The 21,347-nt window shown below is 74.7% G+C and carries 18 protein-coding genes; 5 read left to right on the forward strand and 13 right to left on the reverse strand.

What is annotated here, in order from left to right; translation table 11 throughout:
- Window positions 1–197: 197 nt before the first annotated feature.
- The 3 genes from BMY04_RS13165 to BMY04_RS13175 are packed head-to-tail and all read right to left on the reverse strand — an operon-like array spanning window position 198 to window position 3,000.
- A complete protein-coding gene (locus BMY04_RS13165) occupies window positions 198–1,220 on the reverse strand; it encodes a DUF2891 family protein (protein ID WP_091181720.1) in 1,023 nt (340 codons plus the stop codon).
- Window positions 1,217–2,305, reverse strand: coding sequence for a DUF979 domain-containing protein (locus BMY04_RS13170; RefSeq protein WP_091181172.1), 1,089 nt, complete (start codon window positions 2,303–2,305; stop codon window positions 1,217–1,219). The genes BMY04_RS13165 and BMY04_RS13170 overlap by 4 nt, the downstream gene beginning before the upstream one ends.
- Window positions 2,302–3,000, reverse strand: a complete 699-nt coding sequence (locus BMY04_RS13175; RefSeq protein WP_091181176.1) for a DUF969 domain-containing protein — start codon at window positions 2,998–3,000, stop codon at window positions 2,302–2,304. Before BMY04_RS13175 ends, BMY04_RS13170 begins: the two co-directional genes overlap by 4 nt.
- A 282-nt stretch (window positions 3,001–3,282) precedes the next feature.
- Here BMY04_RS13175 and BMY04_RS13180 point away from each other — a divergent pair, with 282 nt between their 5' ends.
- The gene (locus BMY04_RS13180; protein ID WP_091181180.1) at window positions 3,283–4,404 is read left to right on the forward strand and encodes a hypothetical protein; all 1,122 of its coding nucleotides are present in this window, start codon (window positions 3,283–3,285) and stop codon (window positions 4,402–4,404) included.
- A 10-nt stretch (window positions 4,405–4,414) separates the two neighbouring features.
- Here the strand turns inward: BMY04_RS13180 and BMY04_RS13185 are convergent, their stop codons facing one another.
- Entirely contained in the window at window positions 4,415–5,110 is a 696-nt protein-coding gene (locus tag BMY04_RS13185; protein WP_091181184.1) for a GntR family transcriptional regulator, read from the reverse strand.
- Window positions 5,111–5,214: 104 nt separating this feature from the next.
- Here BMY04_RS13185 and BMY04_RS13190 point away from each other — a divergent pair, with 104 nt between their 5' ends.
- From BMY04_RS13190 to BMY04_RS13200, 3 genes are read left to right on the forward strand one after another with little or no spacing between them, the layout of a single operon-like run.
- Window positions 5,215–5,994, forward strand: coding sequence for a LamB/YcsF family protein (locus tag BMY04_RS13190; protein WP_091181722.1), 780 nt, complete (start codon window positions 5,215–5,217; stop codon window positions 5,992–5,994).
- A gap of 14 nt (window positions 5,995–6,008) precedes the next feature.
- Window positions 6,009–7,541, forward strand: coding sequence for a 5-oxoprolinase subunit B/C family protein (locus BMY04_RS13195; RefSeq protein WP_091181187.1), 1,533 nt, complete (start codon window positions 6,009–6,011; stop codon window positions 7,539–7,541).
- Window positions 7,538–8,290, forward strand: a complete 753-nt coding sequence (locus BMY04_RS13200) for a DUF5995 family protein (RefSeq protein WP_091181190.1) — start codon at window positions 7,538–7,540, stop codon at window positions 8,288–8,290. The genes BMY04_RS13195 and BMY04_RS13200 overlap by 4 nt, the downstream gene beginning before the upstream one ends.
- Here BMY04_RS13200 and BMY04_RS22375 read toward each other — a convergent pair.
- The 3 genes from BMY04_RS22375 to secA all read right to left on the reverse strand — a co-directional run bounded on the left by BMY04_RS22375 (window position 8,202) and on the right by secA (window position 13,093).
- The gene (locus BMY04_RS22375) at window positions 8,202–8,783 is read right to left on the reverse strand and encodes an Rv3235 family protein (protein WP_139209847.1); all 582 of its coding nucleotides are present in this window, start codon (window positions 8,781–8,783) and stop codon (window positions 8,202–8,204) included. The two genes, BMY04_RS13200 and BMY04_RS22375, sit on opposite strands and share 89 nt — an antisense overlap.
- A 110-nt stretch (window positions 8,784–8,893) precedes the next feature.
- Window positions 8,894–10,171, reverse strand: a complete 1,278-nt coding sequence (locus BMY04_RS13205) for a chymotrypsin family serine protease (protein WP_091181194.1) — start codon at window positions 10,169–10,171, stop codon at window positions 8,894–8,896.
- A gap of 36 nt (window positions 10,172–10,207) precedes the next feature.
- Window positions 10,208–13,093 (reverse strand): preprotein translocase subunit SecA, encoded by a 2,886-nt coding sequence (gene secA / locus BMY04_RS13210; RefSeq protein WP_170854139.1) that lies wholly within the window; start codon window positions 13,091–13,093, stop codon window positions 10,208–10,210.
- Window positions 13,094–13,227: 134 nt separating this feature from the next.
- Between secA and BMY04_RS13215 the strand changes: the two genes are divergently transcribed.
- Complete coding sequence (locus BMY04_RS13215) at window positions 13,228–14,097, forward strand: alpha/beta fold hydrolase (protein ID WP_091181199.1); 870 nt, start codon at window positions 13,228–13,230, stop codon at window positions 14,095–14,097.
- Here BMY04_RS13215 and BMY04_RS13220 read toward each other — a convergent pair.
- From BMY04_RS13220 to mtrA, 6 genes are all read right to left on the reverse strand, one after another.
- Window positions 14,084–15,325, reverse strand: coding sequence for a winged helix-turn-helix domain-containing protein (locus BMY04_RS13220; protein WP_232506381.1), 1,242 nt, complete (start codon window positions 15,323–15,325; stop codon window positions 14,084–14,086). The two genes, BMY04_RS13215 and BMY04_RS13220, sit on opposite strands and share 14 nt — an antisense overlap.
- Window positions 15,326–15,373: 48 nt before the next feature.
- Window positions 15,374–16,009: a ribosome hibernation-promoting factor, HPF/YfiA family gene (hpf, locus tag BMY04_RS13225; RefSeq protein ID WP_091181203.1), complete on the reverse strand. Its 636-nt coding sequence runs from the start codon at window positions 16,007–16,009 to the stop codon at window positions 15,374–15,376.
- A 173-nt stretch (window positions 16,010–16,182) separates the two neighbouring features.
- Window positions 16,183–16,992, reverse strand: coding sequence for a ComF family protein (locus tag BMY04_RS13230; RefSeq protein WP_198410138.1), 810 nt, complete (start codon window positions 16,990–16,992; stop codon window positions 16,183–16,185).
- Between the two features lie 107 nt (window positions 16,993–17,099).
- Window positions 17,100–18,875 carry an LpqB family beta-propeller domain-containing protein gene (locus tag BMY04_RS13235; protein ID WP_091181206.1) on the reverse strand — a complete coding sequence of 592 codons (1,776 nt, stop codon included), beginning with the start codon at window positions 18,873–18,875 and terminating at the stop codon, window positions 17,100–17,102.
- Complete coding sequence (mtrB, locus tag BMY04_RS13240; protein ID WP_232506382.1) at window positions 18,872–20,611, reverse strand: MtrAB system histidine kinase MtrB; 1,740 nt, start codon at window positions 20,609–20,611, stop codon at window positions 18,872–18,874. Before mtrB ends, BMY04_RS13235 begins: the two co-directional genes overlap by 4 nt.
- Window positions 20,571–21,317 carry an MtrAB system response regulator MtrA gene (gene mtrA / locus BMY04_RS13245; protein ID WP_269766221.1) on the reverse strand — a complete coding sequence of 249 codons (747 nt, stop codon included), beginning with the start codon at window positions 21,315–21,317 and terminating at the stop codon, window positions 20,571–20,573. The genes mtrB and mtrA overlap by 41 nt, the downstream gene beginning before the upstream one ends.
- Between the last annotated feature and the right edge of the window lie 30 nt (window positions 21,318–21,347).

Consider the following 21,347-nt stretch of genomic DNA (forward strand, 5'->3'; position numbering starts at 1 on the left):
CACCAGACCAGTCGGCGCGGTGGTGTTGCGTCGTGGCGCAGAAGTGGTAGACAAGGACGCAGAGCGCGACCAGGGCCGCGAGCAGCGTCGCCCGCCCCTGGTCACGCCAGCGAGACTGGTGTCGGATGCGGTCACGAGACCCATCCTGCCGTCCCCTCCCCCACCCCGGACGGACCGGTCCGTCAGCGCCGGCCCTGTCATCGGCCCGCGTCGAGCGCCAGCAGCGCGAAGCTGCCCAACCAGTGCGTGCTCATGAAGCCCGTCTCGGCCAGCGCGGCGAACCCCGCCTCCCGGTGCCGCCCCGCCGAGCGCGTGAGCACCGGACGCCGCGCGTCGTCAGCCGGCAGTGCGTCGGCCAGGTGCGCGAGCGCGGCCGCGCGGGACAGGTTCAGCCCGTCGAGGTGACCGACCTGGCCGTCGGTGCGGTCGGGCACGGCGACGGGCTCCAGCAGGGTCTGCGGCTGCGCCGCGTCGAGGCCCGGCCAGAACGCGGACAGCCACGCGCCGAACCCTCCGGCGGGCAGCACCCGGCGCACCAGGTCGGCCTCCGCCAGCCCGGGCGAGAGGAAGTCGTGGCCCGACGGTTCCCAGCGCAGCGGCGCGTCGGCGTCGGGCACGAACCACTCCTCGACGTACGCGCGCACCGCCGCGGCCAGGTCGTCGCGCCCCAGCGGCCTGGCGGCGTCGAGCAGCAGCGCCAGCGCGAACGCCGTGCTCGCGTGCGTGCCGTCGCGCACCGGGCGCCCGGCCTGCGGCAGCCACGCGAGCACGAGGTCGGCGACGACGTCGGCCGCCGGCCGCACCGCGTCGGCCCAGGCCTGCGCCCCGGGCACGCCGTCCGCCGCGGCGGCGGTGCACGCGGCGCCCAGCATCGCCAGCCACGCCCAGCCGTACGGCCGCTCGAACGACGGCTCGCGGCGCAGGACCGCGGCCTCCGCGGCGAGGTTCGCGGGCGTGAGGTGGTCGTCGAGCACGGCGGCGACGGCCTCACCGTCCACGGTGCTCGCGGGGCCGGCGTGCTCGTGCAGCAGCCGGACCAGCAGCCAGTGCGTGTGCACCGCCGAGTGCCAGTCGTAGCAGCCGTGGAACGCGGGGTGCCGCTCGCGCGGCTGCTGGACGTCCTCGGGCCCGTTGACCACCGCGACCAGCGCGTACGGGTGCTCGCGCGTCGCGTTGCCGACCGCGGTCCGGGCGAGGGCCGCCAGGTCGACGCCGCTCAGAAGGCGACCACGTACATGATCACGATGTTCGCGACGAGCAGCGGGACCGCGGTGGGCAGCTGCTGGCGGATCACCGCGTAGTTGCTCTTGAGCTCCAGCAGCGCCACCGGGACGATGTTGAAGTTCGCGGCCATCGGCGTGCAGAGCGTCCCGCAGTAGCCCGACAGCATGCCGATCGCGAAGACCGCCGGCGGGTTGCCGCCCATGGCGGCGACCAGGACCGGGTAGCCGATGGCCGCGGTGAGCACCGGGAACGCGGCGAAGGCGTTGCCCATGATCACGGTGAACACGGCCATGCCCACGCAGTAGAGGATCACCGCGGGCAGCAGCGAACCCTTCGGCAGGACGGCCGACACCGTGCTGCCGATCGCGTTGCCGACCCCCGCCGTCGCGAAGACGAGGCCGAGCACCGAGAGCAGCTGCGGGAGCACGAGCGCCCACCCGAGGTCCTCGGTGAGCCGGCGGCCCTGGGTCAGCGCGAGCGCCGGCGTCCGCAGCTTGAACAGGACCATGGCGATGACGATCGCGATGATGCCCGCGGCCGAGAGGCCGATGACGGTCTCGCTGCCCTTCTGCAGCAGCGGCGTGCCGCCGATGACCACGTACGGGCCCGCGATCGCGCAGAGCGCGGTGATGACGGGGATGGCCAGCACCGGGATGAAGAGCTTGTTGCCGTAGCGCTCGGCGCTGGCCTCGCGCTGCGCGAGCACCGGAGCGGTGGCGACGCTCGCCCCGCCCGTCCTGCCCCGCGCCGGTGAGGGCCCGACGGGCCCGCGCCCGGAGGCGTCGCGGTCGAGGTCGGCGCCCTCGACGTCCCCGTCGTCGGTCGACGCCGTGGCGCTGCCGCTCTTGGCGAGCTGGCCGGTGCCGGCCAGCACCGCGATGACGACGATGGCGACGCCGAGGATCCACGGGGGCGCGGTCTTGGCCACGACGAAGGAGCTGTACGGGAAGCAGAGCCCGAGCAGGATCCAGAAGAGCCCGCTGGTGCCGCGCTTGGGGTTGCTGGCGTCGCGGGCGACGAGCACGCCGACGCCGACGAAGAACAGCCCCATCAGCCAGTAGAACCACTCGACCTGGATCACCGGGCCACCTCCGCGACGGTGCCGATGCGGCTCATCTCGCGATTGAGCGACCGGTCGACCAGCAGGCTCCGCGTGCCGTGGATCAGCAGCGCGACGACGGCGGTCGGGATGGCCCACAGGGCCACCTGGAGCGGCGCGAGCGTGTAGCCGTACGTGGTGTCGACGAACGACGTGATCAGCAGGACCGCGCCGACCGCCACGAAGATGTCCTCGCCGAAGAAGGCGCCGACGTTGTCCGTGCTGGCCGCGAAGGCCCGCAGCCGCTGGACCACGTGGTCGGGCAGCGCGCCGTACTTGCGCTGGGCCGCCGCCTCGGTCATCGGGGCGACCAGCGGGCGCACCGTCTGCGCGTGGCCGCCGATGCTCATCAGGCCGATGGCGGCCGTCACCTGGCGCACGAGCAGGTAGCCGGCGAGGATGCCGCCCGCGCTGAGCCGGGCCAGCCGGGAGACGAGCCGGCGGGCCTGCTGCTGCAGGCCGAAGTGCTCGACCAGGCCGATGACCGGGAGCACGAGCAGGAAGATGCTCACCGATCGGCTGCCGGCGAAGCCGGTGCCGAAGGCGTCGAGGACCTCCAGCAGGTTCATGCCGCCGAGGAAGCCGGTGACCAGACCGGCCACCGTGACCACGAGCATCGGGTTGAGCCGCAGCGCGAAGCCGACGACCACGACGAGGATTCCGAGCAGGACGAGCACGCCTGCCGCCTTTCGTACGAGGGACGAGAGGGGACGCCGGGTGGATGGCGTCGTTCGGTAACCTAGGGATCGTTCAACGATTCCGCAAGACTCCGATCCGCGACACTCCGACGAGACAGGGCGGCACGCGATGAGCCAGGCGACGACGGACACCACCCCCACCCGGCGCCGGCGCGCCCGGCCCCGCTCACCGTCGAGGAGCAGCGGCGCTTCGACACCCTCGTCCCGGGCGCGGTCCCGGCGGCCGACCAGCTCCTGCAGCGGTCGGGCTTCGACGCCCTCGTGGCCGAGCTCGGCGGGGACCTCGAGGCGGCGGGCTCGCTCGCCGAGCTGACCGCCGCCGTCCGGTCCGCCGGCGCCCGGCTCTGGACCGCCGCCGTGGACCGTGCGCAGGGCCGCAGCCGGACGGGCGACCTGGACGCGCACGACGACCGCCCGCTCTACTGGGCGCGCCTCTCGCTCAGCGCGCTGCTGCGGACCTCGGGGTCGCCGCTGCTGACCGGGCAGCACCAGCGCTACGCGCTGCTGCGGATCCTCGACCGGACCTCGCGGGGCATCGACCCCTCGACGGGCTCAGGGAACGCCTGGTGGCCCGACGCGCGGCCGGGCGACCTGCGGGTGATGGTCAGCGGCTTCGACGTCTTCGGGCTGGACGACAGCGTCCGGCACTCGAACCCCTCCGGCGCGGCCGCGCTGCAGCTGGACGGGGCCCGGCTCGCGACGCCGGCCGGGGACGCGGTGGTGCGGGCCGTGGTGCTGCCGGTCGTCTACGGCGAGTTCGACCAGGGCGTCGTCGAGGACGCGTTCGGACCGGTGCTGCTCCCCGGCGCGGACCGGGCCGACCTGATCATGACCATCTCGATGACGGCGCGCGGCCGGATGGACGTCGAGCGGTGGGCGGGGTGCACCCGCGGGGGCACGCCGGACAACCAGCGCGACCAGCACTTCGGACCGGTCGCCCGGGCGGCGCGCTGGCCCCAGCCCGAGCCGAACCCCGAGTGGATCGAGACCACGCTCCCCCACGCGGCGATGGTGGCCGCCGGCACCGGCCCGTGGCCGGTCGTGCTCAAGCGCGGGATCCAGGAGTGGCCGGCCGGCACCTACCCGGACCCGTCCTCGCTGACCTCCGCCCCCGACCCCAGCCCGGGCAGCACACCGGCGGCCGCGACCGGCGGGGACTACCTGAGCAACGAGAGCATGTACCGCTCGAACCGGCTGCGGATCGCCCTCGGCGCCGACGACGTCCCAGGCGGGCACCTGCACATCTCGGCCCTGGAGTACCCCGCCGACCCGGCGCTGCTCACCGACGCGGCGTTCGAGGCCGACCGGCGGGCGGTGGTCGACCAGACGGTCGCGCTGGTCACCGCGGCCGCCGCGGCGCGGGCGGCTCGGCTGGCCCGGTGAGCTCAGCGGCTCAGGCGAAGCCGCGGGAGCGGTAGGCCTCGAGCACCTGGGACTCGGCCTCGTCGAGGTAGGCGCGCAGCATCGCCGCGCCGGCCGGACCGCCCTGGTCGGCCGTGGCGTCGAGGATCGCGTGGTTGCGGGTCAGGTAGGAGCCGTGGAAGGCGTCGGGGCGCGCGACGACGTGGAAGGCGAGCCGCATCTCGTTCCAGACGCTCTGCATGAGGGCGACGATGCGCGTGCTGCCGAGCGCGGTGAGCTCGCGGTGGAAGTCGATGTCCGCCGTGCCGACACCGACCCAGTCCTCGGCGCGGGCCGCACGGTCGGCCTGCGTCAGCGTGGCCGCGACCCGCTCGAGCCCGGCCCGGCCGCCGGGGTGCGTGGCGACGGCGGCGCACTCGACGAGGCGGCGGACGTCGTACAGCTCGGAGACGTCGCGCACGGTGGGGACGCGGACGAAGACGCCGCGGTTGAGCTGGTGGACCACCAGCCGCTCCTCGGCGAGCATCCGGAACGCCTCGCGCAGGGTGTTGCGCGAGACGCCGAGGTCGTGGGAGATGCGGGGCTCGGAGAGCCGCGTACCGACCCGGTGCACGCCGGACAGGATGTCCTGGCGGACGTGGTCGGCGGCCCGCCGGGCCCGGCCCGCCTGGTCCGTCGCGGTCGACGGAGCCTCGGGGTCGACCGTGGCCGAGACCTGCGCGCTCACGCCTCGGACGTTACCAGCGTGTGACGCCGTCGGGATCGTGTGCGATCGTTCAACGATCGGGTGAGGACGAGGAGCGCGAGGTGGGCGTGGACGCGGGTGCACGGATGGACCTGAACTCCGACGTCGGCGAGGGCTTCGGCCGCTGGTCGCTGGGCGACGACGCCGCGGTGATCGCGGCGGTGACCAGCGCCAACGTGGCCTGCGGCTTCCACGCCGGGGACCCCGCGACCATGGCCGCGACGGTTCGCACGGCGCTCGAGCACGACGTGGCCGTGGGCGCCCACGTGTCCTACCGCGACCTCGCCGGCTTCGGGCGCCGCTACGTCGACGCGACCGAGACGGAGCTGGTCGGCGACGTCGTCTACCAGATCGGTGCGCTGGCCGGCCTCTGCCGCACCCTCGGTGCCCGGATCGGCTACGTGAAGCCGCACGGCGCGCTTTACAACACCATCGCCGACGCGGACGGCGCCGGCGCGAAGCACGCCCGCGCGGTGATCGAGGCGGTCGGGGCGTACGACGCCGACCTGCCGCTCGTCGGGCTCGCCGGCTCCCCCCTGCTGGACCGGGCCCGGGAGGCCGGGCTGGGCGTGGTCGCCGAGGCCTTCGCCGACCGCGCGTACACCCCGGAGGGCGCGCTGGTGAGCCGGCGCGAGCCGGGGTCGGTGCTGCACGACGCCGACGAGGTCGCGCAGCGGATGGTGACCCTGGCGCGGACCGGGTCCCTCCAGGCCGTCGACGGCAGCACCGTGCGGATCGAGGCCGGGTCCATCTGCGTGCACGGCGACTCCCCCGGCGCCGTCGCGATGGCGCAGGCGGTGCGCGCGGCGCTGACCGCGGCCGGGGTCGAGCTCCGGTCCTTCGCCGCCGCGCCCCGGGCCGCCTGAGCGACGGCGCGGCGGTGACGGAGCGCGTACGGGTCCTACGGGCCGGGTCGGACGGGCTGCTCGCCGAGGTCGCGGACCTGGACGAGGCCCTGGCCCTGTTCGGCGCCCTGAGCGCCGCCCCGCCGGCGGGCGTGCGCGAGCTGGTGCCCGCCGCCCGGACCGTCCTCGTGCGGTTCGACCCCGCCGTGGTCACCGCCGAGGCGCTGACCGCCGACCTGCGCGGTCGTCCGCTGACGGCGGCGGGCGTCGCCGACGGCCCCCTCGTCGAGGTGGCCGTCTGCTACGACGGCGCCGACCTGGAGGAGGTCGCCCGGCTCTGCGGGCTGGCGCCGGACGAGGTCGTGCGCCGGCACACGGCGACGCCGTGGACCGTGGCGTTCACGGGCTTCGCGCCCGGGTTCGCGTACCTGTCCGGGGGCGACCCGGCGCTCGACGTGCCCCGGCGCTCCGAGCCGCGGACCAGCATCCCGGCCGGGTCGGTCGGCCTCGCCGGACCGTTCAGCGGGGTGTACCCGCGGGTGAGCCCCGGCGGCTGGCAGCTCGTCGGCCGGACCGCCGCGACGATGTGGGACCTGGGCCGCGAGGAGCCGGCCCTGCTGGCGCCGGGCATGCGGGTGCGGTTCGTCGACGCCGGTCCCGACGCGCTCGAGCGGCCGACGCCGACGAGCGCTCCCCCGGCCGCGCCCGCCGCCGGCGAGCGTGCGCTGGAGGTGCTCGCCCCCGGAGCCCTCGGCGTGGTCGCCGACCTCGGCCGGCCGGACCGCGCCAGCCAGGGCGTCGCCCGCTCGGGCGCGGTGGACCGCGGGGCGCTGCGCCGCGCGAACCGGCTCGTGGGCAACCCGCCGGGCGCCGCAGCCCTCGAGGTCGCCGGCGGCGGACTGGTCGTCCGGGCGCGGGGCGACCTCGTCGTCGCGGTCACCGGCGCGCACGGTCCCGGGGTCGAGGGCGACCGGGCCGTCGGGCTGGACGACGGCGACGAGCTCGACCTCGGCACGCCGGAGCACGGGATGGTCGCCTACCTCGCCGTCCGCGGCGGCGTCGACGCCGAGCCGGTGCTCGGCAGCCGCTCGACCGACGTGCTGTCCGGCGTCGGGCCGCCGCCGCTGCGGGCCGGGACCGTGCTCGCCGTCGGGGACCTCCACGAGACGGCGGTCGCCGCGGTCCCGGAGCCCGGACCGGCCCTGCCCGCACCCGGCGAGGTGACCACGGTGGACGTCCTGCTCGGGCCGCGGGACGACTGGTTCGACACCGCCGCGCTGGCGACGTTCGTCGGCCAGGAGTGGACCGTCACGCCGCGCTCGAACCGGGTCGGCCTGCGCCTGGCCGGGGAGCACGCCCTGGAACGGTCGCGGGACGAGGAGCTGCCGAGCGAGGGCACGGTGCCCGGCTCGGTCCAGGTCCCCCCGAACGGCCAGCCGGTCCTCTTCACCGCCGACCACCCCGTCACCGGCGGCTACCCGGTCGTCGCCGTCGTCGCGCGGCACGACCTCGACCGCGTCGGACAGGTCCCCGTCGGCGGCCGGATCCGGTTCCGGGCGGTGCAGTGACCGTCGGTGATCCGACGCAGGTCCGGGAGGTCGCGGCCGCCCTGCGGGAACGGCTCGGGTCCCTGCCGCCGAGGGCGGCGCACCGGGCGACGTTCCTGGGGGTGTACGCCCGGGTGACCGACGCCGTGGCCGACGCCGTCGCCGCCGGCCACTTCGAGGACCCGGCGTGGGTGAGTGAGTGGGACGAGGTCTTCGCCGATCTGTTCCTGCGCGCCCACGACGCCGACCTCGCGGGCGGCGAGGTGCCCAGGCCGTGGCGGCTCGCCTTCGGCGCGGACCCCGCGATGCACCCGCTCGGCCACCTGCTGCTCGCGATGAACGCCCACATCAACTTCGACCTGCCCCAGTCCGTCGCCGCCGTCGTCAGCGACGACGACTTCGCCGACCCCGGCCTGCTCCAGGCTCGCGACCGCGACCACCAGCGCATCGACGAGGTCCTCTTCGCCCGGGTGCGGGCCGAGGACGCCGACCTCGGCTGGAAGACCCGGGGCGTCGACCGCGTGCTGGCCCCGGCGAACCGGTGGGCCTCCCGACGGTTCCTGCGCGAGTCGCGCGAGAAGGTCTGGCACAACACCGCCGCCCTGCAGCGGGCGCGCGCCGGGGGCGGGGCCGCGTACCCCGCCCGGGTCGCCGAGCTGGACGTGCTCACCGCGGCCAAGATCACCGAGTTCCTGCGCCCGGGCCCGGTGCTGCTGCGGCTGGCGCTGCTGGGCTTCGGGGTGACGCTCCCGCCCGACGACCCGGCGTGAGGCCGGCCTCCAGCGCGGTGCACACCCACCGCCCGTCCGCGCCCTCGAGCCGGAAGGCGAGCACCAGCAGCCGGGCGCCCGTGCGCAGCACCGCGCTGACCTCGGCCACCTGAGCCGCGGGGTGCTGCACCCGCCCGGACAGCAGCACCGTGCGGGGTGCGGGCGGGCCGGCCGGGCGCAGCCGCTGGCGCCGGGCCAGCCCAGCGAGCACCTGGGGGCTGACCCAGCCGGCGAGCTGCGTCGCGGGCCGCCGGCCGAGGGCGGCCTCGGCGAGCGCCAGCGCGCACCAGGCCGCCCAGCGCGTCGCATCCGGGAGGTGGGCGGCGGGGCCGACGCCCCAGCCCCGACCCGCGACCTCGACGCGCCCCGGCTCCGGCCTCGGCGTCTCCGGCGGCGGAGCCGTCGGCGGGGTGGCGCGCGCGGTCCCGACGAGCCAGGTCCTGGCTTCGGGCCGGGTCGCAGGCAGGACGCGGACGGCGGGCGACGTGGTCACCGCGCCACCCTGCGGGAGCGACCGGCCCGGCGGGAAGAGCTCCGCACCGACGGCCCACACCGGCGCGAGACGGACAACACCGGCGTCCGGCGCGCCTCTCGCGCCGGGGCTCAGGTGGTGGGGTTCAGCTTCAGCTGGAAGGCGCGGAAGACGTCGACCGCCTCCGGCCAGTCCACCCGCCGCTGGTCGGCGGTGCCGTCGTCACCGCCGCTGGAGACCATCCCCCGCAGCTGGCGCTCGCCGTGCGGCTCGACCGCGAACACGGTGCCCCCGCTGTCGCCACCGACGGAGCCCCAGCCGTGGACGTCGACGCCCTCGACCCCGCGGACGTCGTGCCCGCCCTCGCGGAACCACAGGTCGTCGTCGGTGACCTTGATCCCGCACGGCGTGGGGTGGCCCTTGGCGGCCGACTTGGCACCCGAGTGGCAGACGTAGTCGCCGCGGTAGGAGTAGGCGACGCTGGTCAGCGGCTTCCACCCCGACGTGTCGCTCTCGTCCGCGTTGTCGTCGGCGCCGACCAGGGTCTCCGCGTCCCAGGTGCGGTTCAGCGCGGTCACCGTGCCGACGTGGTGCCCGGTGCGCCCGTTGCCGTAGTCCCAGGTCGCGCCCGCGCCGGTGCGCACCCGCTGGCCCTGGGCGAAGCAGTGCGCCGCCGTGACCATGACCGCCCGCCCGTCGGACCTGCGGACCGCCGGCAGCCCCGCCGTGCAGTAGCGCTTCCCGTCGGGGGTGAGCACGTCGCCGCCGATGAAGGGCGCGGAGTCGTGCCACTTGACCGCGTCCCAGTCGTGCGGCTGGCGCGGCGTGCCGGCGACGACGGTCAGGGGGACGCCCTCGGGGCCGGCGACGCCCGACCAGCGGGCCGGGCGGGCGACCTCGAGCACGACGCCCGACGCGTCGTCGGCGGGGTGGGCGGCGTATGGGGCGTCCTCGCCACGGACGCGCAGCGCCATGGCGGCCCGGCTGGCCCGGTCGAGCGTGACGAGCGGGACGGCGGCGCGGTGGACGACGACCTGCCCGGTGACCAGGCCCGGGTCGCGCACGCGGGCGAGGTCGAGCAGGTCGGGGGCGCGGCTGGTGTCGGTCAGCCAGACGTCGACCCGGCGCGCGTCGGCGTCGATCGTGACGCCGCCGTAGACGGCGGCCAGGGCGCCGCGCCCGATCCCGTCGACCGCGCCGGCGGCGGCCCGCAGCGGGCCGAGCACGGCGGCCTGGGCCTCGGGGTCGAGCGACGCGACCGGCACCCGCGGCGAGGCGGACGGGGCCGGGGACGGGTTCCGAAGCGCGTCGGCCGCCGACGCCCCGAGGGGCGCGGCGGCCAGGATCAGCCCGACGCAGGCGAGAGCTGCACGGCGAGCCGTGCGCAGGAGGGTGTCACGGACGCTCACCCCCGCACGACAGCACGGCGACCTGTGCAGCGCGGTTCAGCTCCCGGAACGCCCGTGGCACATCTTGAACTTCTTGCCCGAGCCGCAGGGGCAGGGCGCGTTCCGGCCGACCCCGGCGTACGGGTCGTCCGAGGCGGCCGTGGCCCCCTCGCCCGTCTCGTCGGGCGCGGAGTAGGTCATGCGGCGACGGGCCTGCGGCTCGAGGCCCTTGGCCCGGATCTGCGGACGGGCGCCCGCGGTCTGGAGCTCGGGCTCGTCGAGCACGACCTCCTCGACCTCGGTGACCTCGACGCCCGGCCCGTCGGGGTCGGGACCGGTCTCGGTGAGGTGGCGGTGGCCGTTCCCGTTCGTGCTCGCGTCGTCGGAACCGTCGCGGCTGCCGATCTGCACGGCCCGTCCGTCGGCACCGGCCACGACCCCCACCTGGGCGGCGGGCTCGGCCGGCTCGACCTGGACGTCCAGGTGGAAGACGAAGCCGACGACCTCCTCCATGAACGCCTCCATCATGGCGTTGAACATGTCGCCGCCCTCGCGCTGGTACTCGACCAGCGGGTCGCGCTGCGCCATCGCGCGCAGGCCGATGCCCTCGCGGAGGTAGTCCATCTCGTAGAGGTGCTCGCGCCACTTGCGGTCGAGGACCGTCAGCAGCACGCGGCGCTCCACCTCGCGCATGACCTCGGCCCCGAGCTCGGCCTCGCGGGCGTCGTACGCGCGCTCGGCGTCGGCCTTGAAGTCGGCGATCAGCGTGGCCTGGTCGAGGTCGTCCTGCGCCTCGTACTCGGCGCGGTCGAGACCGACCGGGTAGAGCGTGCTCATGTTGGTCCAGAGCTGCTCGAGGTCCCAGTCCTCGGCGAAGCCGGCGGTCGCGCCGACGACGTACTGCTCGACGACCGTGTCGACGGTGTTCCGCAGCCGGTCGGAGACGTCGGCGCCCTCGAGCACCTTGCGCCGGTCGCTGTAGACCGCGTGACGCTGACGGTTCATCACGTCGTCGTACTTGAGGATGTTCTTGCGGGTCTCGAAGTTCTGCGCCTCGACCTGCGCCTGCGCGCTGGCGATCGACGAGCTGACCCGCTTGTTCTCGATCGGCTGGTCGTCGGGGATGTTCAGCGCCTGCAGCACCCACTCGACGATGTCGGACTTGAACAGCCGCATCAGGTCGTCGCCGAGGGAGAGGTAGAAGCGGCTCTCGCCCGGGTCGCCCTGGCGGCCGGAACGGCCGCGGAGCTGGTTGTCGATGCGGCGCGACTCGTGGCGCTCGGAACCGACGACGTAGAGGCCGCCGGCGTCGACGACCTCCTCGTGCTCGCCCTTGACCTGCTCCTCGAGCGACTCGAGGACCTTCGGGTAGCGCTCCTCGTACTCGTCGATGTGCTCGACCGGGTCGATGCCCTCGGCCCGCAGGGCGGCGTCGGCCAGGAACTCCGCGTTGCCGCCCAGGATGATGTCGGTGCCGCGGCCGGCCATGTTCGTGGCGACGGTGACGGCGCCCTTCTGCCCGGCCAGCGCGATGATCGAGGCCTCGCGCTCGTGCTGCTTGGCGTTCAGCACCTCGTGCTTGACGCCCTCCTTCTTGAGCAGCTGGGAGAGCACCTCGGACTTGGCGACGGAGGCGGTCCCGATCAGGACCGGCTGACCCTTCTCGTGGCGCTCCGCGACGTCCTTGACGATCGCCTCGAACTTGGCGACCTCGGTGCGGTAGATCAGGTCGCGCTGGTCGCCGCGGACCATCGGCTTGTTCGTCGGGATCGGCACGACGCCCAGGCCGTAGATCTTCTGGAACTCCGCCGCCTCGGTGAGGGCGGTGCCCGTCATGCCCGAGAGCTTCTCGTACATGCGGAAGAAGTTCTGCAGCGTGATGGTGGCGAGGGTCTGGTACTCCTCGCGGATCTGCACCTTCTCCTTGGCCTCGATCGCCTGGTGCAGGCCCTCGTTGTAGCGGCGGCCGACCAGCGTGCGCCCGGTGTGCTCGTCGACGATGAGGATCTCGCCGTCGAGGTTGACGTAGTCGCGGTCGAGCTTGAAGAGCTCCTTGGCCTTGATCGCGTTGTTCAGGTACGAGATCAGCGGCGTGTTCGCCGACTCGTAGAGGTTGTCGATGCCGAGGCGGTCCTCGACCTGGTCGATGCCGGCCTCGAGGATCGCGACGGTGCGCTTCTTCTCGTCGACCTCGTAGTGCACGTCCTTCTGCAGACGGTTCACGAGGGTGGCGAAGGTCGGGTACCAGCGCTGGCTGTCCTCGGCCGGGCCGGAGATGATCAGCGGCGTGCGGGCCTCGTCGATGAGGATCGAGTCGACCTCGTCGACGATCGCGAAGTGGTGCTCGCGCTGCACGCAGTCGGCCAGGCTCAGCGCCATGTTGTCGCGCAGGTAGTCGAAGCCGAACTCGTTGTTCGTCCCGTAGGTGATGTCGGCGGCGTACGCGGCGCGGCGCTCGGCCGGCGTCATCTGCGACAGGATCGCGCCCACGTCCATGCCGAGGAAGTGGTGGATGCGGCCCATCTGCTCCGACTGGAACTTGGCCAGGTAGTCGTTCACGGTCACGACGTGGACGCCGCGGCCGGTGATCGCGTTGAGGTAGCTGGGCAGCGTCGCGACCAGCGTCTTGCCCTCACCGGTCTTCATCTCGGCGATGTTGCCGAGGTGCAGCGCCGCGCCGCCCATGAGCTGGACGTCGAAGTGCCGCTTGCCGAGGACGCGCTTGCTGGCCTCGCGGACGGTGGCGAACGCCTCCGGCAGCAGCGACTCCAGCGTCTCGCCGTTCTCGTGGCGCTGACGGAAGTCGGCGGTCTGACCCTGGAGCTCGTCGTCGCTCATCGCGACGAAGTCCTCCTCGATGGAGTTGACCTGGTTGGCCATCCCCTTGAGCTGCTTGAGGATCTTGCCCTCGCCGATACGGAGCAGCCTGTCCATCAACGCCACGAGATCCGGGCTCCCTACTAGGTCGTGCAGGTCGAAGCGCCCGGGCGGTCCGCCCCGACGCGCGTCCATGGTAGGCCAGCCGCCCCACGACGCCCGCCGTCCGCGCGAACGGACGACCCGGGCACCATGAGCGCGTGCCCCTCCTCCGTACGCCCGACGGCCGCGACCTCGACGTCCTCGTCTCCGGACCGGAGGACGGCGTCCCCCTCCTCTTCCACCACGGGACGCCGGCCTCGTCGGTCCCGCTGCGCGCCTGGTCGCGGGCGGCGCAGGAACGTGGCCTGCGGCTGGTGACCTGGTCGCGGCCCGGCTACGGGTCCTCGACCCGGCGCCCCGGCCGGCGCGTCGTCGACGACGCCGACGACGTGGCCGTGCTGCTCGACCACCTCGGGGCGGGACGGTGCGTCACGGCCGGCTGGTCGGGCGGCGGGCCGCACGCGCTGGCCGCGGGTGCGCGGCTGCCGGACCGGGTGGCCGGCGTCCTCACGGTCGCGGGCGCCGCACCCTCGACGGCTCCGGACCTCGACTTCCTCGCCGGGATGGGCGAGCAGAACCACGAGGAGTTCGGGGCCGCGTACGCCGGGGAGGACGCGCTGCGCGCCTACCTGGAGCGCGACGCCGAGGGGCTGCGCGACGTCTCGGCCGACGGCATCGTCGCCGCGATGGCGTCGCTGCTGCCGCCCGCCGACCGCGCCGTGCTCACCGCCGAGTTCGGCGAGGACCTCGCCGCCGCGCTGCGGGAGTCGGTGCGCACCGGCGTCGACGGGTGGCTCGACGACGACCTGGCCCTCGTCCGCGACTGGGGCTTCGCACCCGACGACGTGACGGTCCCGACCTTCGTCTGGCAGGGGTCGGACGACCTCATGGTCCCGCCCGCCCACGGTCGCTGGCTGGCGTCCCGGCTGCCGCGGGCGACGGGTCACCTGCCCGACGGCGAGGGCCACCTGTCGGTCGCGCTCGGCGCGGTCGGGCCGATGCTCGACGAGCTCGTCAGCTGCCTCTGACCGCGAGCGCGAGGGCCGGAGCGAGGTCGCCACGAGGCAGTACCTCGACGCCCGACAGGCCCTGCCACGCGGCCATGGAGGCGAGCTCGGCGGCCAGCTCCTCGGCGACCTCGACCGTCTCGCGCCCGTGCACCGCGGGGTCCTCCGCCCACGCGGACACCACCCGCAGGACGCCGCGGGCCCGGTCGGCCTTGAGGTCGACGCGGGCGACGAAGCGGTCGCCGAGCAGGAACGGGTAGACGTAGTAGCCGTACGCCCGCTTGGGCTCGGGCACGTAGATCTCGATGCGGTAGGCGAAGTCGAACAGGGCCTCGAGTCGCGCCCGCTCGAAGACCAGCGAGTCGAACGGGCTGAGCACCGCCCGCGCGTGCACCCGGCGTGGCAGCCGCGCCTCGTGCCACAGGTACCACGGCCGGACCTGGTCGCCGACCTGGACCGGCCGCAGCTCGCCGGACTCGACCAGCTCGGCCACCGCCTGCTGGGTGGCCGCCGGCCGGGTGCGGAAGTAGTCGCGCAGGGCGGGCTCGGTGGCCACGCCCAGCGCGAGCGCCGCCCGCCGGACCAGGCCGCGCACCGACTCCTCCTCGCTCGGCGTCGGCCGGGCCCGGACCTCGGCGGGCAGGACCCGGTCGGGGAGGTCGTACACACGCTCGAACTGGCTGTTGCGGTAGGCCGAGCTCACCTCGCCCAGGTAGAAGAGCCACTCGAGCACGGTCTTGACCGCCGACCAGTTCCAGCCCCACCGGCTGCGGTCCCTGCCGGCCTCCTCGACCTCGAGCTGGCGCGCGCTGACCGGCCCGCGGTCGGCGACCTCGCGGCGGACGTGCTCGACCAGCGCCGGGTTGGCCCGGGCGACGCGGTCGACGCCGCCCCAGGAGTGGGCGCCCTCGTTCATCCGGAAGCGCAGCAGCGGCTCCAGCTCGACGTCGAGCAGGCTCGCCGCGTGGCCCCAGTACTCGAAGAGCCGCCGCGGCGCGGCGAACGCGGCCCGCTCCAGCAGCGCCGGGTCGTACGGCCCGAGCCGCGAGAACGTCGGCACGAAGTGGGCCCGCGTGACGACGTTGATCGAGTCGATCTGGAACTGCCCCAGCCGCCGCGCCAGCCCGGCGACGTCGCGCATCCCGACCGGCCGCTCCAGCGCCGGCCGCCCGAAGCCCTGCGCGGCGAGCACGACGCGCCGCGCCAGCGCAGGGCTCAGGCGCTCGGGTCTGGAGCTGTCCGTCGGCACCCGCCAGAGGCTAGTGGTCGCCTCCGACGAAGCGGCCGGACGGCCGGGTCAGCCCGCGTGCGCGACGGCGTCGGCCGTCTCGAGGCGGATGACCCCGTAGTCGTAGCCGTGGCGGCGGTAGACCACGCTCGGCAGGTCGTGGTCGGCGTCGACGAAGAGGAAGAAGTCGTGCCCGACCAGCTCCATGGCCAGCAGGGCCTGGTCGAGGGTCATGGGCTCCGCCGCGTGCTTCTTCTCGCGCACGACGAGCGGGCCGTCGCCCTGGACCTCGATGCCGGCCACCACGCGGGTGTCGCTCTCGGTGTCGTCCTCGGCGGCGGGGACGCTGCCCAGGTCGGGCGGAGTCGCCACGCGCAGCGACTGCGGCGCGTGCTGGCCGCGGTGGACCTTCTTGCGGTCGGCAGCCTTGCGGAGCTGGGCCATGACCCGGTCGACGGCCATGTCGAGGGCCGCGTTCTTGTCGATGCTGGAGGCCTCGGCCCGCACCACCGGGCCCTTGCTCCGGAGCGTGATCTCGACGCAGTGCGCCTGGTCGTGCTGTCGCTTGTTCGGTTCCTCGGTGACCTCGACCTCCACCCGGATGACCCGGGTGTCGAGCTTCTCGAGCCTGGCGAGCTTTTCCTCGGCCAGCGCGCGGAACTCGTCCGCCACCGTGCAGTGCCGGCTCTTCACGACAACATCCATCAGATCTCGCCTCTCCTCGGGAACCCGGACTGGCGACGGCTGGGCAGGTCTGGCGGTTCGGGCCAGGACCGGCCACGGCGCCGGACGCCACGAAGCCCCCGCACCCAGAAGCACGGACGAACCGGGTGGTCCGTTCCGGTGCCGTTCTGGAGCAGGGGCGCCATGCACAGACGTTAGACCCCCTGGCGCCCCGGCGGCAGGGCGGGGCCCGCCCCCGACGGCGGGGGGTGGCGGCGCACCGTGGCGGCCACGGTGGCCGCCCCGAGGACCGGCACCCCGCCCGCCCGCAGCGCCCGCACCGCCTCCGTGAGGCTCGCGCCGCTGGTCACCACGTCGTCCACGACGACCACCCGCGCACCCCGCGACCGGACCTCGTCGAAGGCCCACCGGCGCCCCGGACCGGCGCCCGGCCGGAACGCGCCGGCGAGGTTCGCCTCCCGCTCGGCCGCGCCCAGCCCGCTCTGGTCGGCGACCCGCCGGGCCGGGACCAGCAGGGGAGCCGCGCGCGCCGCCGGCAGCCGTCGGGCGGCCGCACGGGCCAGGGCGAGGCCCGCGTCGAACCCGCGCTCGCGCACCGCCCGCCGCGACGACGGGACCGGCACCAGCAGCACCCGCGCTCCCCCCTCGTCGAGCAGCCCGTGCCCGTCGAGCAGCCCGAGCACCGCGAGCGCGAGCGACGCGCCGAGCACGCGGGTCAGGCCGAGGGCGGAACGTTCCTTGTGCGCGCTCACCAGCGCTCGGGCGAGGGCGTCGTACGGTCCGGCCGTCCAGGTCGGCGGGAAACCGGCCGGGCAGGGCACCGGGCGCGCCGGCCGGGGCCGCACCGCGTCGAGGGCCGCACGGCACGCGGTGCACAACGTCCAGGCGGGCCGCCGGCAGCCGTGGCAGCGCGACCCCAGCAGCAGGTCACCGGCCGCCGCGCGCCAGCCCACGGCCACGGCCTCCTCGGGCGCGGCCCCCGCCCCGGCTCCTGACCACCTCACACCCGGATCGTGGTGCGCGGGCGCCGGACCGGCCGGTCCCCCGCCCTCGCCTGTGGACGACAACGCGCCGGCGAACCGTCCTGTGGACGTCCGGCACGCTGACCGGCTCAGCCCGGGTAGGCCACCGCCGAGACCTTGTTGACGAACGGGGTCCAGGTCGTGCCCTGGTCGCGCCAGGTCTGGCCGTTGCTGCTCAGCAGGATGGCGGACTGGGTGCGCAGCAGCACCGCGACGCTGACGGGGTCCCAGGCCAGGGCCTCGCCCTGGTTGGTGATGCTCGAGGCGTCCTGGCTGACCGCGTACGGACCCGCCGCCTCCTTGTCGGTCGCCGAGCCCAGCACCAGCAGGTGGGTCGCGTCGAGCCAGCCGACGTCGTTGAGCCGGCGCAGCTGCGGGGTGTCGGCCTGGGTGGTGCTCAGCACGCGCACCCCCTCGACCTCGACGTTGTCGCCCCGGGTCACGCGGGCCACGAGCAGCCGGGAACCGCTGCGGGTGCGCTCGACCAGCGCCAGCCGGACGCCGTCGGGCGAGAAGCTCATGGCCGTGATGTCGCGGCCCGCGAGCTCGGGGGCGAGCACCGGCCTGGCCTGACCGCCCGCGGCGCGCCAGAGCTGTTGCACGCCGTCCTTGCGCCCCAGCGCCCACAGCTCCCCGAACCGGGTGAACTGGGGTCTCAGGAGGCCGTCGACCCCCGACAGCACGGTCCGCGCCCGGGTGCCGGCGCCGGCCGTCGTCGCCTCGACCAGCCGCGTCCCGCCGTCGGTCACCGCGGCCAGGTCGGTGTCGGTGACCGACACGGCCAGCGAGCGCACCGGAGCCCGACCGAGGTCGCCCCCGAACGGTCGCAGCTCGGCGCTGTCGGCGTCGACCAGGACCACCTTGCCGTCACGGACGACGTAGAGCTGGTTGCCGGCGTTGGGGCTCACCGGGTCGAGCTGGGAGGAGATGGCCGTCGTCGGCACCACCAGCGTGGTCGGGTCGCTCTCGGGTACCCGGAACCCCTGCTGGTCGACGGTGATGAGCACGCCGCGGACGGCCAGCGCCTCCTTGAGCGTGTAGACGACCTGCGCGGCGAGCAGGGAGCGCTGCGCGTCGGGCAGGGCGAGGACGCTGTCGCTGAGGGCCACCGAGGCGACGCCGTCGGTGATCGTCACCGAGTCGACGCTGAGCGTCGTGCCCGGCGGGATGGCCGTGGTGACCGACCGGGCCAGCCACGACGTCGGCCCGACGAGGAGCGCCCGGACGAGGGCGGAGGCCACCCGGCCCGGGTTGCGGAACTTGGGCAGCCAGATGGGGTCGGGCACCAGCACCGGGCTCTGCACGGCTCCCGGGCCGTCGCCCGGGCGCCCGTCGGCCAGGAAGTAGAGGTCGTACGTCGAGTAGTTGCGCGTGAAGGCGTCGGCGGCGACGAGGAGCCCGGCCGGGGGCTTGTCGATGCGCCACTCCCCGTCCTGCCGCACGAGGGTGAAGGTCTGAGCGAAGGCGTCGCCGCGCACCGCGTACGACCGGTCCGCCGCCACCTGGCCGACGGTGCGACCGCGGAGGCTGACCCGGTCGTCCTTGACGGTGATCGCGTCGAGGTCGTAGACGGTGACGCCGTCCTCGGGCTTCCACTCCTGGGCGGACTCGCGGGTCAGGTACTGCTTGGCGACCGAGTAGCCGGACTGGTAGTTGGCGTTGGCCCGCAGGAAGCCCTCGACGACCTGGCGCGGGTCGTCGCCGGGCGAGGGCGGGTAGACCTCGACGTTCACGCAGTTCTGGCAGGTCTGCTGCTGGCCCTCCACGCGCTCGACCGGACCCTGGGTCGGGACGCCGACGCAGCCCGCGAGCAGGAGCGTGAGCAGCACGACGAGCACGGCGCCCGAGCGCCGGACGCCGGTCATGCGGGACCCCGTCCGGGCTGCCAGCCGGTGCCGGCGAGGGCGCCGACCGAGGGCGGTCCGTCGAGCGGCACCTGCTCCTCGACGCGCGTCTCGTCGTCGTCGGTGGGCACGGGCAGCAGCGGGAGGTCGCGCGGCGCCATCGGCAGCGGCGAGGTCTGGAGCACGTCGCCGGCCCGGCGCGGCACCGTCAACCGGAACTGCGCCCCGAGGCCGGGGCGCCCCCGCGCCGTCAGCCAGCCGCCGTGCAGGTTCGCGTCCTCCATGGAGATGGCCAGGCCGAGGCCGGTCCCCCCGACCGTACGGGCCCGGGCCGGGTCGGCGCGCCAGAAGCGCAGGAAGACCTGCTTGGCCTGGCTGGCCTCGAAGCCGACGCCGTGGTCGCGGACCGCGACGGCGACGGCTTCGTCGTCCCCGGCGAGCAGCACGTCGACGGGGCGGCCCTCGCTGTGCTCGATCGCGTTCGTCATCAGGTTGCGCACGATCCGCTCGATCCGGCGGGCGTCCACCTCGGCGGTGGTGTCGCCCTCGGCGTGGGCGGTCACGGGCACGCCGTAGGCGCGGGCCAGCGGCTCCTGCGCCTCGACCACCCGCTCGACGACCCCGCGCAGGTCGGTGCGCACGGGGGTCAGGACGACGGCGCCGGCGTCGAAGCGCGAGATCTCGAGCAGGTCGTTGAGCAGCACCTCGAAGCGGTCGAGCTCGGTCTGCAGCAGCTCGGCCGAGCGCGCCGCCACCGGGTCGAACTCCTCGCGGGCGTCGTGCAGGACCTCGGCCGCCATCCGCACGGTGGTCAGCGGCGTGCGCAGCTCGTGGCTGACGTCGGAGACGAAGCGCTGCTGGACCTGCGACAGCTCCGACAGGGTGGTGATCTGCTTCTCCATCTCCGCGGCCATGTCGTTCATCGACGTGGCCAGCCGCGCCAGGTCGTCCTGGCCGCGGACCCGCATGCGGTCGTGGAGGTTGCCCGAGGCGAGGTTCTCGGCCGCGCGCCGGGCGTCGCGCACGGGCACGACGACCTGTCGTGCGACGAGGGCAGCGATGAGGGTGAGCATCAGGACGAGGACCGCACCGGTGCTGACGACGGCCGTCTGCAGGACGGCGAGGGTCGAGACCTCCTGCGTGAGCGGGAAGATCAGGTAGATGCCGTAGCGCCCCGTGCCCGGCAGCGTGAGCGCCGACCCGGCGGCCAGCCCCGCGACCGGGGGCCGGTCGTCGTCGTAGACGACCTGGGTCGAGGTGATGAACAGGTCCGGGCTGTTCTCGACCTGGGCGCGCAGGCTGTTCGGGATGCTGTCGGCGGTCGCGTCGCCCGCGGTGATCGTCTGCCCCCGCGCCAGGATGATCACCTGGTACTGGCTGCCGCCCGAGCGGTTGGCGAAGCCGAAGGCCAGGTCGTAGAGGATCTTGTCGACGTTGACCTCGCCCGACAGGTCGGTGGCGTTGAGCTGGCCCTGCGCGAGGCTGACGGCCTGACGCGCCTCGTTGGAGGCGCTCTCGCGCTTGCCGCTCAGCACGCCGGCCGTCGCCTGCTGCATGAGCAGGAGCCCGCCGAGCACGAGGACGACCACCGACGCGAGGAAGACGGTCGACGTCACCCGCAGCGGCAGCGAGGACGACCACCACTCGAGGGGCGCGCGCCACCAGCGGGTGGTGACCGTGCGCCGGGCGAGCGCGGCCAGCCCCGCGGCGCGGCCCTCAGGCGCGGACGGGCTCGCCGGCCTTGTAACCGATGCCACGGACCGTCACCACGATCTCGGGGTGCTCCGGGTCGCGCTCGATCTTGGAGCGGAGCCGCTGGACGTGCACGTTCACGAGGCGGGTGTCGGCGGCGTGCCGGTAGCCCCAGACCTGCTCCAGGAGCACCTCGCGGCTGAAGACCTGCCAGGGGCGGCGGGCCAGGGCGAGCAGCAGGTCGAACTCGAGCGGGGTGAGCGCGATCGGCGCCCCGTCGCGCTTGACCGAGTGCCCGTCGACGCTGATCACGAGGTCGCCGATGGCGAGGGTGTCCGGCTCGCCCTCCTCCACCGCGCTCGGCAGGCGCCGGAGCCGGGTCCGGATGCGGGCCACCAGCTCCTTGGCCTTGAACGGCTTGGAGACGTAGTCGTCGGCACCGGCCTCCAGCCCCGCCACGACGTCGATCGTGTCCGTGCGGGCGGTCAGCATGACGATCGGGACGCCGGACTCCGCCCGGATGTCGCGGCAGACGTCGACCCCGTCCCGGCCGGGCAGCATCACGTCGAGCAGCACGAGGTCGGGGTGGTTCTCGCGGAACGACGCCAGCGCCTTGTCGCCGTACGCGCACCAGAACGGCTCGAAGCCCTCGTTGCGCAGCACGATCGAGAGCATCTCCGCGAGGGCCGCGTCGTCGTCGACGACCAGGACCCGAGCGCGCGGCGCGCCGGCCTCGGTCGGCTCGCCCGCTCCAGCCGAGCCCCCTGCCACGCCGTCGAACACCCGCAGCCCTTTCGTCAG

This window comes from Microlunatus flavus (assembly GCF_900110855.1).
Classification (GTDB): Bacteria; Actinomycetota; Actinomycetes; order Propionibacteriales; family Propionibacteriaceae; genus Microlunatus; species Microlunatus flavus.

Excerpts from the sequence above, each read along its gene's own strand:
- BMY04_RS13190 (WP_091181722.1), top strand. The coding sequence starts at position 5,215 with ATGGACCTGAACTCCGACGTCGGCGAGGGCTTCGGCCGCTGGTCGCTG.
- hpf (WP_091181203.1), bottom strand. The coding sequence starts at position 16,009 with ATGGATGTTGTCGTGAAGAGCCGGCACTGCACGGTGGCGGACGAGTTC.
- BMY04_RS13235 (WP_091181206.1), bottom strand. The coding sequence starts at position 18,875 with ATGACCGGCGTCCGGCGCTCGGGCGCCGTGCTCGTCGTGCTGCTCACG.